The sequence below is a fragment of the Myxococcales bacterium genome (assembly GCA_022184915.1).
GTDB lineage: Bacteria > Myxococcota_A > Polyangia > Fen-1088 > Fen-1088 > JAGTJU01.
Map to the genome: position 1 here is coordinate 475942 of JAGTJU010000001.1, position 17159 is coordinate 493100.

Genomic DNA, 17159 nt, shown 5'->3' on the forward strand with positions numbered 1-17159 from the left:
GCTACCAGAAGTTGAGCTGAAGTTGAGCCGTGAACAAGTCGTTCGCGAGGTCGGTGGGGCGTCCTGCAGCGTCGAGACCCAGCGGATCGCGTCGGTGCGCGTACTCGAGCATGAGGCGCGCCTGCATGTCGGGCACGAGGGCGAAGGTGAGGCCTGCGGCCAAGGTGAGCGCGCGAAACACCTCGCGCTGCCGCACGAGCGTGCCGCCTTCGAGGCCCCGGTCGTCGAGGTCGGGCTCGTAGACGTCGTAGCGTGCCGCCAGGATGTACCCCCCGCGCAGCTGTTGCACGGCCGCCACGTAGTATCCCAGGGCGCGCTGATCGCGGCCGAGGAAGACGGGATCGGCGGGCCGCAAGCCCCGATCCAGGTTCACGGCGTGCGCGAGTTCGGCATAAACCAGCAGAGGGCCCAGGCGGGGAATGGCCGCGAAGGCGCGCAGGTCGGCCCCCACAGCCCAGCGCGCGAAGCTCTCCGAGGGTGTGGCGGCCGTGGCGGGCAGGTTTTGGAGCTCGGACAGCTGGACGAGCCCGTCCTGGTTGAAGTCGCGCCAGACGAGCTGATCTTTGGTGGCCAGGGTTCCGGGATGAAACCCACTGCCCCCGAGGAATGACAGACCGGCATCCACCCGCACGCGCCGCCCCACGTGCCCGTGCGCCCCCATCCGCGCCACCACATCCTTGGCCGCGTTCGGGTCGCGGGACGGCAGGCCACGGCCGCCGATGGGCTCGCCGTTCTGCACGGATACGACCACGTCCAGCGGGCCGAAGGCGCCGCTCGCGCTCACGCCCAGATCACTTTGTCCGGGGAAAAAGGCGTCGGAGTAGGTGGCGCGGTTGGCGAAGACGCGGTCGCGGTTGTTTTGGTTGTAAACCTCGTACCCGAAGGGCACGTGAAAGAGGCCCGCAGACAGCCGGTAGGGGCCGAGGTGCCCTTGGCAGCTGCCCGTGCCCGCGCTCACGCTCCGAGGCCAGCCCAGGATCGCCACCGCACGATGGAGCCCCACGAACGAGCGCCCCTCGCTGCCGAAGTCGAGATCGATCGAGTACGCCACGCTTTCGCCTTCGCAGCGCAGCTGCAGGCGCGAGGGGGCCACACGGAACCGGTTTTCGTTGAGGGGCTCACCGCTGCCGCCGTCGCGCTCGTCGAGGCTCGCCTCGCTTTGCACGTACTCGAGCCTCAGGAAGCCGTTGACGTCCGGCACCATCGCCCCGGCCCCGGCGGCCGCAAGGGTGATCCACAGCAGGGTCACGGCGTGGTATCGGGCAGCTCGGTGGGGCCTAGCGGCGGCAGCGCGACGGTCTTGCGAATCACGGTGGCGCTCGTGGGCGCGTTCAGTAGCCGGCCTTCGTCCGTGGTGGGCACACAGAGGGTCCCGCCATCGGGCAAGGGCCCCGCATCCCCGCGCGCGTCCGCGCCGCCATCTCCGCACGCAGCCGCCAACACGACGGCAAGGACCGTCGCCGCCCCCACCGCCACGCCCAGGCGCTCACAGCGTTTCACAGTAGCCTCCTCGGCAAAGACCTGTCGCACACGTCCCGTCCGGGCAGGGCACGCAGGGGGTGCTGCCGGTCGTGGCCAGCTCGAAGCGGCACGCACAGGGCTCGGCAGGGGTGTAGGGCAATAGAGGGCCTCCATCCGTCGTGCGCTGGACCGTCATCGCGCAGGCGGGGATGGCCCCTGCCTTCGCCGTTTCGGCCACCAGGTCGAGTCCAGGTACGTCGAGAGTTCCGTTGAGAAACGACAGGAACTTTTGGGCGCGCGGCGGGGCCAAGCCCTCCGGATCGGTGCGTGCCACCGCCCACAGATAGCCCCAGATCGCGTAGTGGCCGTCGCGCACGTTGCGCTTGTCGAAGCTCGTGGCCGTCGCATCGGGGTACACCGCGCCCAGGCACTGTTGGCGGTAGGCCTCGAAGGCGAGCATGCGGAGTTTGTCGCGGTTTTCGTCGTAGCGCTGCGCCGACAAAATGCCGATCGTGCGCTCGGCGTTTCCGGTGGCGTTCTCGGCGGCCACCTTGGCCACCACCGCGCTCGAACCCGCGCTGACGTTGGTGAGGTTGGGGCTGAACTGGGTGCCACGCACGCCCGCCGCCAGGCCGATGAGCAGCTGTGTGCTGGACGCGGGCGTTCGGATCGCCACCAAAGCGGGATCGGTCCACGGCGCCACCTGCTTCCCGGCGGCCGTGCCGTATCGAAACAGGACGTAGGCCTCGGCCGCCGTGATGGCCGTTTGTGACGATGCAGGGGGCACGACGAAACCGAACGGCTGGACCATCGAAGCGCTCTGGCTGATTCTCGCCGGCGCGGGTGCGCCCGTGCACGTCTCGATGGTGACATCCGAGAGGGCCAGATCCGGAAGGGCGCCCGCGCCCAGGGTGCAGGTGCGTTCTTCTCCGTTTGGTGTCCAATAAACGGCGTCGCCGGTCACCGTGGCGTTGCCGAGCACGGGCTCGAGGGCGGTACAGGAGCCCATGGCCTGGTAGACGATCGTCAGTTGTTGGGCGGCAGCGGCGCCCGCCAGCTGGCCGGCCACCCGCGCCAGGAACGGCTTGACGTCGGTGGTGCCGGGCACGAGCACGGCGTTCGGCAAATCCGCGCAGGGCACGGGCGGCGTCTGCGCCTGCAAGCCGGGGAGCGGGGAAAGTCCGGCGCTTCCGGCGAGCGCACACGCCAAGACGAGCGTGGGCAAATTGCGGCGCCAACGTCCGAAACGTTGCATGGGCGCGCACCTTAGCACAGGCGAGCCACGGAGCGCCGCCGTCCCCCGGGCGCAGACGGTGCCTGGCCAAGCGGGGCCCCGGGTAATAAGGTGGAGCGGCCCTCGAACCGCGTCGAGGAATTGGCACAGCCGAAAACTCTCTGAAACGAGCCGTCCCGTAGAATGAGCGGCGCCCTGGAAACCTCATGAAAAGAAGAACGAAGATCATCGCCACCTTGGGACCTGCGCTCGACAGCGAAGCGGCACTCTCGGCCCTGCTCGAGGCAGGCGCCGACGTCCTCCGGGTGAACCTGTCCCACGCTACGCCCCGGCAGCAACTCGAACGCGTTCAAAAAGCCCGCCGGATCAAGCCCGACGTGGCCATCTTGGTGGACCTTTGCGGCCCCAAGCTGCGCCTCGGCGACCTGCCGGAAGACCTCAACGTGCACGCAGACGCCGAGCTCGTGCTGGGCGCGGGTGGGGTTCCCGTGGGCGATCCATCGCTCTACGCGCGGGTGCGCCCGGGCGACCCCGTCTACATCGCGGACGGCATGATCGCGCTCGAGGCCAAGCAGGTGGGCAAGGACTTCGTGAAGTGCCGCGTGCTCGTGGGGGGCACGCTGCGGTCCCGCAAGGGAATCAACCTGCCGCTCGACGTCTCGTCTTTGCCGTGTCTCACCGACAAGGACAGGGCCGACGTGGCCGATATCGACGTGCTCGACCCCGACTTCGTGGCCCTCTCGTACGTGCGTCACGAAGACGATCTCGAAGAGCTTCGCAAGCTGACCTCGTTGCCAATCGTCGCCAAGATCGAAAAACAACAAGCGCTCGATCGGCTCGACGCGATCGTGGCCTCGGCCGATGCCGTGATGGTGGCGCGGGGTGATCTCGGCGTGGAGATCCCCATCGAGAAAGTGCCTGCAAGCCAAAAGCGGCTCATCCGCGAGGCCAATAGCATCGGGCGCCCCGTGATCACCGCCACGCAGATGCTGGTTTCGATGGTGACGAACCCGCTGCCCACGCGCGCCGAGGTGACGGACGTCGCCAACGCGGTGCTGGACGGGACGGACGCGGTGATGCTCTCGGAAGAGACCGCCGTGGGCCGCGACCCCGCAGGCGTAGTGGCGTTGATGGCGCGGGTGCTGTCCGAAACCGAGCCGCTCTTGGGGGCCACCGAGGGGCCTTCACGAAGCATCCCCGGCAACGCGATGGCCTGTGCCGCGGCGAAGCTGGCCGAGGACCTCGATGCGGCGGCGATCGTGGCGCCCACGCGTACGGGCGTGAGCGCGCTTCGGCTTGCCGCGTTTCGCCCCAAGCGCCCGATCCTGGCCTATAGCCGGGTGCCCGCCACCACGCGTCGCTTGCATCTGGCGTGGGGCGTGACGCCCATCGATCTCACGGTGCCTGCGGGGATGGACCCTGTCGAGGCCACCTTGGAAGCGGCACGCCGGGATCTGCCTGCGGGGTCGCGGATCGTGCTACTCGACATCGCGCCTCAGGACGCGCGCGGCATCGCCTCGCTCGTCAACGCCATCACGCTGTGAGGATCCCGCGCGTCGAGGCCCTGCGCGACGGCCGCGCCAGCGATTAAGGAAAACGAGACGAAGGGATCCGCCGAGCTTCAGCCCCGCGGGTCCCTCCGTCTCATTCGAAAACGCCATCGCATCGGAGCCCGACCGGGCGCCTCGGCGATGCGCGTGTCATCGCAACGGAGTGGGCAAGTGATGAACGATGGAAGTTTCGTGCCAGGTGAGCCCGTGGGGGGCGTAGCTGCGGCGAAACCCTGAAAACCCGGCCGTTTTCTCGTCTTCGCGCACGCCAGACCGCGAGAGAGAAGGGCCTGCGGTCGTCACCTTGCGGTAACGGGGTTGCCTGCGGCCTGCGGGGTCGGCTGCGCGCTCTGGTGCGCCTCGATCGCTGCTACGGCGTGGGATGGGCGGCGTGGGCCGCGCGGAGGAGATTGACGGTTTGTTCGTGAATGAGGCCGTTGGTGGCGACGATGCGCCCGCTGCGCACGTCCAGTGTGCCGCCGTCGAGGTCGGTGACACGGCCGCCGGCGGCCACCACCAAAGCCGCGCCGGCCGCCAAGTCCCAGGCCTTGATGTGACGTTCCCAGTAGCCATCGAACCAACCGGCCGCAACGAACGCCAAGTCGAGCGCCGCTGAGCCCAGGCGGCGCACGCCGTGGGTGTTGTGCAGGAAGGCCGTGAACTCCGGGAGGTTTGCGTTCGGTTGCCCCGCCACATAGGGAAACCCCGTGCCGAACAGGCCGTCGGGCAACGCGCCCACGTTCGAGACGCGGAGGGTGTCGTCGTTGAGACGGGCTTTTCCGCCGCGCACGGCGGAGAAAGTCCACCCGAGCACGGGCGCATGCACGACCCCCAAGACGGGCTCTCCTTCGACGACCAGGCCCATCGAGACCGCGAAGAACGGAAGACCGTGGACGAAATTCATCGTGCCGTCGAGCGGATCGACGTACCAGACGAAGTCCGTGTCTGCGGGCCCGGCTTGACCGCCTTCTTCACCGACCACCCCGTGTGTCGGGAAGGTCGTGGTGAGGCGATCCAGGATCAAGGCTTCCGCGCGGCCGTCGAACTCGGTCACGAGATCCGTGGCGGCTGCCTTCGTGCGAGCTGACGGGCGCTGCCCCCACCCTTCGAGCAAGAGGGCACCGGCGGCCTGCGCGATGGCCTCGGCGGACGAGAGCGCGTGAGGGTCGAGCCAGGGAGTGGTTCCAGACATGCGGTGTACCATAGCGTCTTCTTCATCGTCCGGTAACTCGGCTCACAGCACCCACAGCGGCGTTCGCCAGGTTGTGAGGCGCACGGACGTCAGGTGCGACGTAAACCTTCGGTGAGACCTCGTTCGCGAGGTCTGTGGGACAGCAGAGCCCCTTGTCCTCCAGAACTGCGGACTCTCCTCATCTTTTCGTGGACCGCTGGATCGTCACTGCTACCTTTGGTCCCGAACGACGAAACGACCTGTGACGTGTGTGTGACCGTCACGTCGAACACCTCGCCCGCTCTGTCGGTGCAACCCCTGTGGGACCCGAGCGGCCGGTGTCCACTTGCCACGCGTGTGCCCACTGGGGTCCGAACCCACTGACGCTTAGTTCGCTTCTGTCCCATTCACGGGAACCTGTCCCACCCACGGGCAGGCCCCTCGTCTCCCTCGAACAAGGAGCGCTCATGCGCCATGCATTGCCCCGTTCCCTGGCGGTTGCCATTGGATTGGCTTTCCTCCTGCCCGCTCTGTCTGAAAGCCGCGCGTTCGCGGCCACCTATCGCGTTGGTCCCGGTCAACCCCTGGCCAGCTTTTCCAACCTCCCTGCATTGGCCCCCGGCGACGTCGTCGAAATCATGGGAAACGCCACCTACGGGCCCATCGCCCTTCGTCAGGCCGGCGCGCCCGGTAAACCCATTACGCTTCGGGGTGTGCCTGTCTCAGGCAAGCGCCCCGTGTTCAGCGGCGGTGCAAACACCGTGGACGTGTCGGCCAACCATTACGTCATCGAGAACGTGGAGATCACGGGCGGCACGAGCCGCTGCGTATTTCACCGGGCTCACGACATCACCATCCGCAATACCGCCATTCACGACTGTCCTCAACATGGCATCCTGGGAGGCGACAACGGCTCGGGCTCGCTCACACTCGATGCCACAGAAGTTTATCGCTGTGGGGCGGGTGATCAGAAGCACCAGATCTACATGGCGACGGACGAGAACGCTCATCCAGGCGCCGTGTTCCGGATGCAGAACTGCTACATCCATGACGGCAACGGCGGCAACGGCGTGAAGACGCGCGCCGAGCGCAACGAGATCTACTACAACTGGATCGAGGGCTCTTACTATCACGAGCTCGAGCTCATTGGGCCCGATCCTCAAGGTGGAATCGACGAGCGGCGCGCACGCGAAGATTCCGATGTGGTGGGTAACGTCATCCGCAAGGGAGGCAAAAATCCGAACCACGTCACCATTCGCGCAGGCGGCGACGGCACGGGCCAGACCTACGGACGGTACCGCTTCGTGAACAACACGATCCTGCTCGCGAAGGGCTCCGGCGCGGTGTTCCGCCTCTTCACGGGGCTCGAAAGCCTGGAGATGCACAACAACGTCATCTTCCGTGAAGGCGGTGGCGGTGTGCAGGTCCGGCGCCTCGACTCGGTCGACTGGGCTGCCGGCCGCGAGATCATCGAAGGCACGAACAACTGGATTCCCCAGGGTTCATCCGACGTGCCGGCAGGCTGGCGAAGCACCCTCACGGGCACGGACCCCGGATTCCGCGCGATACCTGCGGACCTGCGTCCCAGGGTCGGCAGCGTGTTGGTCAACGCCGGGAGCGACAACCCGCTCACGATCGGTGGCCACGAGTTCCCACGTCCCTTGGCCATGCCGGCCTCCTTGCCACCGGTCCGCGGGGTGACGCCGGTCAAACCGCGGGTCATCGTGGGCCCCATCGACGTGGGAGCGTTCGAGGACGACTCGGCCGCGCCGCCGCCCGCCGCGCCGTCGCCGGCACCGGCCCCCCTGCCGCCGGCACCGGAAGCCCCTCCTGTGCTGGCGCCACCCGTCGCGCCCCCTCCGCCTGCCCCCGCCCCTGAAGAACCGCCGGCGCCTCCCGTGGTGATGAACCCGGATGCGGGGCCGCCGCTGCCTGACACCGAGGTCGACATGCCCTTGCCCGACATGGGTATGCCTCTTCCCCCCGAGACCTTGGCCGGGGGCTGCAGCTTCGGAGGGCCAGGGGCTCGCCCTGGCGCTGCAGGCGGTCTGGCGCTGGTGGGCCTGACGCTCGGTCTTAGGCTCCGTCGCCGCCGGCGCTGACCGGGCCGGCACCCCGGAACGCCGCTTCACGAAGGGGCGTTCCGGGCGCGCCGTAAGAACAGACAGCCGTCTTGTGTTGCGATGCACGCCTTGGCTACACTCCGCCAGACGTGTCCACGAAGAACGCAGCGCGAGGGTCAAAAAAGGAAGGGGAGATTCCCCCGGGCGACGACGTCGGCGCCGCCGATCTGGCGCGGCGGATCGCACAGCGGCTCAAGGCCGAGCGCACCGCGCGCAACATGTCTTTGGACGAGCTGGCCCGCGCGTCGGGGGTGAGCCGTGCGGCTTTGTCCCAGATCGAAACGCTGAAGAGCAACCCCTCGATCGGTGTGGTGTGGAAGATCGCGGTGGGGCTCGGGGTGCCCTTCGCCGAGCTCCTCGACGAGCACAGAAGCGAAGGGGCGGTCCTGCGACGGCAGGACACCCAGGTGCTGCGCTCTCCCGACGGGCGCTTCGAGAGCCGTCCTCTCACGCCGGCAGGCGTGACCCCGTTCGTCGAGGTCTACGAGCTGCGGGTGGCGGCGCGCTCGCGCTATGCGGCCGAGGCCCACGCCGCAGGGACCCGCGAGATCCTGGTGGTGCTGAGTGGCCTCCTCAGGGTGAGCGTGGGCCAGAGTGTGTTCGAGCTCGAGCCCGGTGATTCTCTCGCTTTTTTGGCCGATCAACCCCACGTCTACGAAAACCCGGGCAACGCGGAGGCCCGGTACCACAACGTGATCGTCTACGCGCGCAGCTGAAGCTTTGTTCACCCGCGGCCGCGGGGCGTCCTGGCTACGCAGGCTTTCGTAAGTTGCCATGACCCGCTTGACGTAGATCTGGGTCTCCCCGATCTCGGGGATGCGATCCTTGACGTGACCGGGACCGGCGTTGTACGCCGCCACGGCCAACGGAAGCTTGCGGTAGCGTGCAAGCAGCCAGGCCAGGTAGCGGGCGCCGCCTCCGAGGTTGGCTTCCGGGTCGAAGGGATCGTCGACCTTCATGTCCTTGGCCGTGCCCGGCATGAGCTGGGCGGGGCCCATGGCACCCGTCGAGGAGATCCGGTGGACCTGCAGGTTGGACTCTACGGTGACGACGGCCGTCAGGAGATGGCGCGGCAGCTTGTGCCGAGCCTCGAGGCGCGCGAGCAAGGGCGAAAGCGGCTCGTGACCCACGAACAAGCAGCGGCTACGGTGCTGCGCATAGGCGATCAAGGCGTGCGACTTCTCGCGAAGAAAGTAGGGCGAGAGCGGAAACACCACGGTGCGCCCGAGGGTGGCCACCAGGAGGTTCAGGGTGACGAGCGGCGCCAGCACGAGGGCCAGCACCCACACCCACGAGGGGAGTTTGTTTCGTTTCCGCCGGCGCACGGCGCAGTGTCGCCGTGGGCGGGCCGCTTGGCAAAAAAGCGGGTGAAGGGCTTGAAGGTTCGGGGTCAGCCGCGACCGGTGCGCCCACAGAGGCTCGCGATCACGGCGACGAGCTCCACGGGATCCACGGGCTTGGTCACGTGGGCTTGATAGCCAGCCAGCAAAGCGCGCGTCCGGTCCTCGCTGCGGGCAAAGGCGGTCAGCGCCGCTGCCGGGACGGGACTTTCCTGGGGGCTCCGATGCCGAATGAGGCGAATGAGTTCGTACCCATCCACCTCAGGCATCCCGATGTCGCTCAGCAAGACGTGAGGCCGCTGGCCCTCATACACCGCGAGCGCCTCGCGTGCCGAGTTCGTGGTCACGACGAGCGCACGGCGCTCCTCGAGCACCACGCGCACGAACTCACGCGTGTCCGCATCGTCGTCGACCACCAAGACGCGCAGGCCACTCAGGTCCACGGACACGCCCGGCGTCGGCACGGCGCCTTGGCCCTCGCACCAGGCTGGCGTAGGCTGCTTTTCGTTTTGTAGGGCCTGCCGCAGCGGCAATGTCACCGTGAAGGTCGTGCCCTGATTGACCCCCGCGCTCACGACGGAGACCGAGCCTCCGTGAAGCTCCACGATGTGCTTGGCGATCGCCAACCCCAGCCCCAACCCACCGTGCCGACGTGTGGTGCCCGCCTCGGCCTGACGGAAGCGCTCGAAGACGTAGGGAAGGAACTCGGGCTTGATGCCCTCGCCCGTGTCCGAGACCTGGATGCGCACGTGGGTCGTGTCCTGGGTCAGCTTGACCCGCACCTCGCCGGCTTCGGGCGTGAACTTCACGGCGTTCGATAGCAGGTTCCAGACCACCTGCTGGAGCCGGTCGAAGTCCCCGAGGACCGCCACCGCACCCGAGCCCAGCTCTTTGTGCAAGCGGATCCGCTTGGCTTCTGCAGCGTGCACCACGGTGTCGATCGCCGCTTCGATGACGCTGGCCGGGTTGACCGTTTGGATGTCGAGGCGCAGCTTGCCGCTGGTGATCCGGCTCATGTCGAGCAGATCCTCGATGAGCTGCACCTGGACCTTGGCGTTGCGGCGCAGCGCCGCGAGCGCCTTGGGCATACCCTCGGGTTTGACACGGCCTTCTTGCAAGAGCTGGGTGTACCCGATGATCGCGCTCAGCGGGTTGCGGAGCTCGTGGGAGATCACCTGAAGGAACTGATCTTTGGTGCGATTGGCGCGCTCGGCCTCCGCGCGGGCCGTGCGTTCGCTCTCGAGCAGCGCTTCACGTTCGGCCTCGGCCCGCTTGCGTTCGCTGGCGTCGCGCAAGATTCCAGAGAAAATGCGCCTGCCTTCGAGGCGCACCTCACTCACCGAGACCTCCAGCGGGAACTCGCTGCCATCTTTCCTGCGGCCGCGCACCTCACGTTCGAGGCTGAAGACCTTGTCCTCGTGAACGTCCACGGGGGCGGGCGTGTGCCTCGCGGGCTTCGTCAGCTGTGTTTCAGGCATGAGGCGCTGGATCTGCTGGCCCAAGAGCTCCTCGGGTCCGTATCCGAAGAGGCGGCGCACGGCGGGGTTCATGCTTTCGATGCGGCCTCGTTCGTCGAGCGTGATGATGCCGTCCATGGCTTCTTCGACGATCGCCCGCAGACGCGCCGCCGCCTCGCGCGCCTCCCGCTCTGCCTGGTTGCGCTCTTCGATCTCCTTGCGCAGCTGTTGATTCAGCTTGTCGAGCCCCGGCAACCGCAGCGCTTGGGGGGCCACGTCGATGAGCACCAGCACGGTGGCCCAAGACGCGGCGGCCGTGAGCAGCTTGACCACGCCGGCGGCGCGGTACATCGGCTGCCAGAAGATGATCGCCTCCATCAAGTGGCTTGCCCCGCAGGCAAAGATGAACAAGGCGAAGAGCCAGAACACGCGGGGAAAGGGGGTGTCGCGCCTTCGCCTCACGAAGTAGGCGATGACCAAAGGAATCGCCGTATAGGCGCCCCAGATGGCAACGTCCGAGCTGATGTGAAGCCAGCCGTGGCCGGTCGTCCACCTTCCACAGTGCCAGCGCGCGGGGAAGTCACTCGTATCGAACAGGTTTTTGAAAAAGTCGAACATGCCACACACACCCTCCACGACGGAGCCCCGTTCGGCCGTGCGCGCAAGCGTACGTCCGCCTGGGTCTTGGTCCATAACACCGCGGATTCCGTGGGGCAACGAGAGGAAGCGTCGCCGTGTCCCCCGTGGCTTGCGGTGTTGCAGGCCCGGCGCAAGCCGGCAGGCAAAACGTTACGTTCGCACCACGTTCGATGCCGATCGTCCTTGCCTCGCTCGCCGGCGGCGCGCAGGCTCCGCCTTCGAGATGCCCCCCTTCTTCGACCCAGGATCTACACCTCACGGCGGGCTCGATGCGCCCGCGACGACGCGCAACCGCGAGCCGATCTTGCGCGTGCTCGAGCGCGTGCTGCCGTCGAGCGGCGCGGTGCTCGAGATCTCGAGCGGCACGGGCCAACACGCCGCGTTTTTCTCCTCGGCCCTGCCGGGCCTCACCTGGCAGCCGACGGATCCCGATCCCATCCACCTGGCCAGCATAGAGGCCTGGCGCCAGGTCGCAGGTGGGCCGAACCAGCTGCCTGCCGTGCGCTTGGACGTGCACGAGGACCGGTGGCCCGTGACCGATGCGGCCGCCGTGGTGAACATCAACATGATCCACATCGCGCCCTGGTCGGCGTGCCAGGCGCTCATGGAAGGCGCCGCCGCGAGGCTCGGGTTGGGGGCGCCGCTTTATCTTTACGGTCCCTTCATGCGCGAGGGGCGCCACACGGCAGAGAGCAACGCCGCTTTCGATCGTCGCCTGCGCGTGGAAGATCCGCGTTGGGGTGTGCGCGACCTGTCGGACGTCGAGCGTGAGGCTCGCAGCGTGGGGCTTCGCCTTGAGGAGATCGTCGAGATGCCCGCCAACAACTTGTCAGTCGTGTTTCGGCGCTGAGCCGGGCTCGTTCTCGCGCTGCCACGTGCGCACCCGGTAGACGTGGCAAGGATCCGAGCCGCAGGAAAAAAGCGGCTCGAAGAGGTGAGGGTGCGCGCGCACGACCTGGCCCGCCGCGAGCTCGCCGCCGGCAACCAAATGGCTCACGTTTTGGGCCTGCATGAGGGCCAGGACCTGCGAGGCGTCCAACTCCGCGCGCAAAGGCAACACGCGGTTCGTGAGGTCTTCGTTCCACAGCAAACCGGGCAGCGTGAGGGTCTCGTCGAAGGCGATCACGTCTTTGGACGTGAGGCCCTGGGTCAGCTGGCGCCAGCGCGCCGGGGATCCGTCGGGGCCGATGGCGTTGCGGCGCGCCTCTCGAGGCAAGCGTGCCATGTCCCACAACGAAGGCTCGACATCCGGTGTGAGCCCCGGTAACGCTCGCAAGAGGCCCCACCCGGCAAACACACAGGCCAGCACGAGCACGCCCTGACTCACGTTGTGCCGCGCGCGCGCAACCGCCGCCGTCGCACACGCCAAGCACAGCGCGGGAAACGCCAGGACGAAGCGGGCGGTCGAAGGTTCGGGATGCGCAAGCGCCCCCAGCATGAGCACGAGCACGGTCAAGAGCAGTCCCCCTGCGGTCCGCGCTCGTTGCCACGCCCACACGAGGGCGCCCGGCAGTGCGAAGAAGAGAAACGCGGGCCCCAGGCCTCCGAGCCGCATGTCGAAGGCCGGGGGGCCGTGCAAGGTGGTCCATGATGTCCACAAGCGCGCAAGCAGGCCGCCCTGAGGGCGCGGGGCCGCCGCGCCTGCGGCCACGAGCTTGCCCACCACGCGGTTGCCCGGCAGATGGAGGGGGCCGAAATCCACGTTGATGGGCCATACCGGGTTGCCGGTGGCCAGAAAGTTGTCGAGGTACGACCATCCGCCAAGCACGAGCACGATCCCGCCCGCCAGCCCCACGTGGGCCCATCCCGCGATGGTCTTGAGTCTTGCGGCCAGGACCAATCCCAAGAAGGCGACGGGCAAAGGGGCGCTGGGTTTGGCGCCGAGAAAGAGCCCCAGGGCCACGGCCCCGAGCAGCAGAGGGCGCACGGCGGGGGTGGGCGTCAGGACCCAAAACGCCACGAGCAAAAAATAGGCAGCCACGCCCACGTCGACGTAGTTGCTGGGCAGCTGCAAAAACACCGCAGGCAGCGCCAGCCAGCAAGCGCCTGCAACCAAGGCCTGGAAGGGGGGCGCGCCCAGGCGACGGGCAACCCCGGCGGTGGCGGCGGCACCCACGATCCCAAACGGAATCTGACCCACGTCGATCAAGTCGTCGTTGGGCAAGAGGGCGCGCATCAACAAAAACACGTGCTCGACGCCGTGGGGGTAAGTTGAAAGGTAAGGCACGAGAGGGGGTAAGCCCGCATAGCCGCCTGCCTGCAACACGAAGTACACGAAGGGCAGGTGGTAGCCGAGGCTGTCCCATTGCCACACGGGCAGAAAATAGGCAGAAATCGCGCTCAGCAGGAGGGTGGACGCGGCCAGCGCTATGGCGACCCAGGCCGCGACCCCCGGTGCCTCAGGGCTTCGGGGGCAGGCCGGCGCGCGTCCTCGTTCCCACACGCCGAGCACGAGGGCGGCGCTCACGAGGGTCACGAGCAAGGTCGTTGCAGACAGCGCTGCGAGCCAGGCCCACACGGCCACGCTGCTCAGAGCCAACGCGAGCGCCAAGGTGCAAGCGGCGACAAAGCGTTCGAGGCCGCACGCACAGTCCGGCAAGGCCAGGCGCGCCCCCCGCCATCCCGCCCAGGCGAGCGCGCCGAAGGCCACCGTACACATGAAGACATGGATCAAGGTCCGGCGAGTGTAGCGACTTTCCGCCCGGGGCCCCGTCGGGAGCCGCGGGCCGCCGGACTAAAACCCGGCTTGCTGGCACGCCGCGCTTGCCAATTGAGCTTTGTCGAGGGCGCGCAGGCGGTCGCGGAGCTGCTTGATGCCGGCGGGAATGGCCTGGCACGAACTCGACGTGTCGGGACAATCGGCACCCACCAGGAAGCCGCGGCCATCACTACGCAGGAACTCGAAGAGCGTGCCATCCACGGGGCGGGTGTCGCGTCCGTAAATGGGAGGACTGACCTTGCTGAGGGCCAGTTGAACATGGGGGTGGCCGAGGTCGCGTTCGATGTCGAGGGCCGTCACGACGTCGAGGGCGCCGCACTCGGGCAGGGCCGGTTCGCAGCTGAGGAAGGGCATGTCGCTTCGGAAGGGCTGACGCTGGTGCCGGTAGCTGTTGCCTGGCGCCAGGAATGAGCGGTCGGCGAAGATCCGAAGGCCACCGATGTCGCCGTACTCGTAGCTTGCCTTGAAGTCGCAGGCGGGCACCGGGCAGGCGCGCTTGGTGCAAGCCGCGCTGCCGCCCCGCCCGCACACACAGGTGTTGCAGCCGTCGGTGGCGGCGAAGCTTTCGCCCTCCTGGTACGTGGCGCCCGCGTACGTGCACGCGGAGCCCTTGGCGTTTGCCAAACACTGTGTGAGGGCGGCGGAGCTCGTGAAGCCACACTGGCCGTCGGCTTGGCGTTCGCAAACGGCCATCTGGTAGCAGGCGTACTCGGGCCGGTATTCACACGTGCTCGACGAGGGCGCAGTCGTTTCGACACAAAGCTGGCCGGAGCAGCCCCCCCGCACGCAGGTACCCGGGGGGAGGCACGCCTTCTCGGTGCAGGCAACGGACCCGTCGGCCTGGCAGCTACAAGTGTTGCAGCCGTCCGGAGACGGAAAGCTTTCTCCCACGGCGTGGACCTTGCCCCCACTCGTGCAGCCAGAAGGGCCACTCTTTCCGCCCGCGCCGCCCCCGCCACCCAGACAGGCAATGAGGGTGCAAGCCACGAGGCCGTCGGCGCCGCAGCTACAGGTGTTGCAGCCGTCCGAGGCTGGAAAGCCATCGCCGGCACGGTACGCCACACCCTCGTACGTGCAGCCGTCCGGCCCGAAGGGATCCAGGCCGTCCCCCGAGGGACAGCCGCTCGCCATCGGCACGACGGCCAAGAGCAACGCACACGAGAGAAAGGGGAACGTGGAGCCGGCGTCGTGCAAAGGCTTGAGCATGGTACCTCCTACGGGTCCGGGGGAAAGCAAGGGAAGTGCCGTGAGCAGAAGGTGCTGCCACGCTTGGGGTTTTTGCACCGACCCCGCGGCCGCCCCCACGAAAATCTGAGGATATGCGCCGAATCCTATCAGATCTCCGCGATCGACGGCGCGAGGATGGTTTGTCGGAGGACGATCTGCACGGCGGTGGTTACGGGTACCTGAAGCCTCTGGTCTGACGCGCCTCAGGCGGAACCTCACTTGCCGTCGAGTGAACGGCCTCCCACGTCCCTCTGCTAGTGTCATGGCGTGAGTGAAAAGGTGAGCTGCGGACTGCTCATGTTTCAGCGGGATCCCGAGGGACCCCGCGTGTTGCTGGTGCACCCGGGAGGCCCCTTCTTTCGCAACAAGGACCTTGGCGCATGGAGCCTTCCCAAGGGTGTACCCGAACCTGGTGAGGAGCGGCTTGCCTGCGCCGTGCGGGAGTTCCAGGAAGAAGTGGGCTTTGTGCCCACGCCACCCCTGTGGCCGCTCGGCGAGGTGAAGCAGAAGGGCGGAAAAATCGTTCACGCGTGGGCGTTCGAGGCGCGGCTTCCCGAGGGGCACGTGCTCTGCGCCAACACCTTTGAGCTCGAGTGGCCACCCAGGTCGGGACAGCGCCGGTGCTTCCCCGAAATCGATCGTGCGGAGCTGTTTACACCGTCTGCCGCCCGCGAAAAGATCAACCCGGCCCAGGCTGTGTTCATCGATCGCTTCTTGAAAAGCGGCGTCCTTGTCTGTGCGCTGCTACTAGGCTTTTTCGGGTGCGGAACCCCGCGCGCGCCGGTGCGCCCTGGCCCCAAGCCCCCCGTCGCCGTCGACCTGTCGCCCACGCAGATCGAGACTTTGTTGCCGAGCAAGGCGAAGCCCCGATCGCAATGGGCAGAGGCCGTTTGGTATGGCCTGCTTGCAAATGACCTCCTGCCAAGGCAGCCCGAGGCCTGTGCCGTCATCGCGATCGTGGGGCAGGAATCGGGCTTCCAGGCCGATCCGGCGGTCCCGGGGCTTGCGAAACTGGTGAAGCAGCGCTTGGAGGCGCACCAGGAACAACTTCCGTTGGTAGGCAAGCCGCTCTTCGAGCGTTTGCTCTCCGCTCGCTCGGCTGACGATGCGCGCAGCTTTCGTCATCGTCTGGATGCGGTGCGCACCGAGGGCGACCTGGACCGTGTCTTTCGCGACATGCTTCACCACTACCGCGCGCACTACCCCACGACCTATGCCACGGTGAACGTGGCCAGCCGCTTGTTCGACGTGGAGAGTCTGGAAGCGCTCAACCCCATCACCACCGCTGGTTCCATGCAAGTGAACGTGCGCTTCGCCGAAGCCTGGGCGGCACATGAAAAAGGCACCGATCCGGCGCACGTACGCGACGAGCTTTACACGATCAAAGGGGGCATCTACTACGGAACGGCACGGTTGATGGGGCATACCGCAGCTTATGAAGATCCCATCTATCGCTTCGCCGACTACAATGCTGGGGTGTACGCCAGCCGCAACGCCGCATTTCAGGCGCAGGTGGGCACGCTCATCGGAACGAAGTTGTCCTGGGACGGTGACGTTCTGTCTTACGATGAAAGGGGCGCACCCCTTGACGCGCCAACGAAGACGCTCGCGGCGCTCGAGGCGTTTGCGGCCCGCTACGCGCCCGCGCTCTCAGTCCGCGAGCTGCGCAAAGACGCACGCGGGGAGAAGAGCGCCTCGTTCGAGCAAACGAAGACCTACAAGGCGGTCAAGCGCGCGTTCGCGCAGCTTACGGGGCGCCCCCCGAAGTACGCCATCTTGCCCGACGTGGCGATCTCCAGCCCGAAGTTCTCCCAAACGCGCTCCACGGCGTGGTTCGCGCAGTCCGTGGACCGCAGGTACCGGGACTGCCTCGCCAAGGTGCCGGCGCCGGGGCGGTGAGCGGGCCGGCCCGGGCCTCGCGGCCCCCCAGAAAGCCAGCGGCCCTTCCGGTCGATGTGGGCCCACGAGGCTTCCAGGTGGGGTGGCCCTTGAATCATTTGACCCTCCTTCGCTTTCATGGGCACAGGACGAGAGCCCAGAGGCAAAAATGACAATGCAACGAGTCGACCGCCAGCCCCGCGCGAAAACCTTGCCCTTGAGCTGTTGTCGGCTGGCTCAGTCTCTGTTCGTCGGCCTTGTTTCGCTCGCCGCGCTATCGTGCCAGTTTCGCACGACCCTACCTGCCACACCCTTGGCGACCGACCCCCACGCACGCATCGCCTCCCTTTGGCCTCAGGG

At 67.3% G+C, this 17159-nt stretch carries 11 protein-coding genes and 2 pseudogenes; 5 read left to right on the forward strand and 8 right to left on the reverse strand.

Annotated features, from left to right (window positions below; genetic code table 11):
• Position 1: 1 nt before the first annotated feature.
• Genes KA712_02090 through KA712_02100 form a run of 3 tightly spaced genes read right to left on the reverse strand, consistent with a single transcriptional unit; the run spans position 2 to position 2716 of the window.
• A complete protein-coding gene (locus tag KA712_02090) occupies positions 2-1249 on the reverse strand; it encodes a hypothetical protein (protein MCG5051728.1) in 1248 nt (415 codons plus the stop codon).
• Positions 1246-1500 (reverse strand): hypothetical protein, encoded by a 255-nt coding sequence (locus KA712_02095; GenBank protein MCG5051729.1) that lies wholly within the window; start codon positions 1498-1500, stop codon positions 1246-1248. The genes KA712_02090 and KA712_02095 overlap by 4 nt, the downstream gene beginning before the upstream one ends.
• Positions 1487-2716, reverse strand: coding sequence for a hypothetical protein (locus tag KA712_02100; protein ID MCG5051730.1), 1230 nt, complete (start codon positions 2714-2716; stop codon positions 1487-1489). The genes KA712_02095 and KA712_02100 overlap by 14 nt, the downstream gene beginning before the upstream one ends.
• A 185-nt stretch (positions 2717-2901) precedes the next feature.
• Between KA712_02100 and pyk the strand changes: the two genes are divergently transcribed.
• Positions 2902-4239: a pyruvate kinase gene (pyk, locus tag KA712_02105; GenBank protein ID MCG5051731.1), complete on the forward strand. Its 1338-nt coding sequence runs from the start codon at positions 2902-2904 to the stop codon at positions 4237-4239.
• Between the two features lie 376 nt (positions 4240-4615).
• On the opposite strand, the gene KA712_02110 is transcribed toward pyk, so the two are convergent.
• On the reverse strand, positions 4616-5437 hold the full coding sequence (locus KA712_02110; GenBank protein MCG5051732.1) for an inositol monophosphatase: 822 nt from the start codon (positions 5435-5437) through the stop codon (positions 4616-4618).
• A 446-nt stretch (positions 5438-5883) separates the two neighbouring features.
• Here KA712_02110 and KA712_02115 point away from each other — a divergent pair.
• Positions 5884-7089: pseudogene (locus KA712_02115) on the forward strand (right-handed parallel beta-helix repeat-containing protein).
• A 539-nt stretch (positions 7090-7628) separates the two neighbouring features.
• A complete protein-coding gene (locus KA712_02120; protein ID MCG5051733.1) occupies positions 7629-8255 on the forward strand; it encodes an XRE family transcriptional regulator in 627 nt (208 codons plus the stop codon).
• A 48-nt stretch (positions 8256-8303) separates the two neighbouring features.
• On the opposite strand, the pseudogene KA712_02125 reads toward KA712_02120, so the two are convergent.
• Both KA712_02125 and KA712_02130 read right to left on the reverse strand, forming a co-directional pair.
• Positions 8304-8828: pseudogene (locus KA712_02125) on the reverse strand (lytic transglycosylase domain-containing protein).
• A gap of 101 nt (positions 8829-8929) precedes the next feature.
• The gene (locus KA712_02130) at positions 8930-11029 is read right to left on the reverse strand and encodes a PAS domain S-box protein (GenBank protein ID MCG5051734.1); all 2100 of its coding nucleotides are present in this window, start codon (positions 11027-11029) and stop codon (positions 8930-8932) included.
• Positions 11030-11198: 169 nt separating this feature from the next.
• Here KA712_02130 and KA712_02135 point away from each other — a divergent pair, with 169 nt between their 5' ends.
• A complete protein-coding gene (locus KA712_02135) occupies positions 11199-11825 on the forward strand; it encodes a DUF938 domain-containing protein (GenBank protein ID MCG5051735.1) in 627 nt (208 codons plus the stop codon).
• Here KA712_02135 and KA712_02140 read toward each other — a convergent pair.
• Entirely contained in the window at positions 11805-13649 is a 1845-nt protein-coding gene (locus KA712_02140) for a hypothetical protein (GenBank protein MCG5051736.1), read from the reverse strand. The genes KA712_02135 and KA712_02140 overlap by 21 nt on opposite strands.
• Positions 13650-13709: 60 nt before the next feature.
• Positions 13710-14900 (reverse strand): hypothetical protein, encoded by a 1191-nt coding sequence (locus tag KA712_02145; protein MCG5051737.1) that lies wholly within the window; start codon positions 14898-14900, stop codon positions 13710-13712.
• Between the two features lie 288 nt (positions 14901-15188).
• Here KA712_02145 and KA712_02150 point away from each other — a divergent pair, with 288 nt between their 5' ends.
• On the forward strand, positions 15189-16820 hold the full coding sequence (locus KA712_02150) for a DUF1615 family protein (protein ID MCG5051738.1): 1632 nt from the start codon (positions 15189-15191) through the stop codon (positions 16818-16820).
• The last annotated feature ends 339 nt before the right edge of the window (positions 16821-17159 follow it).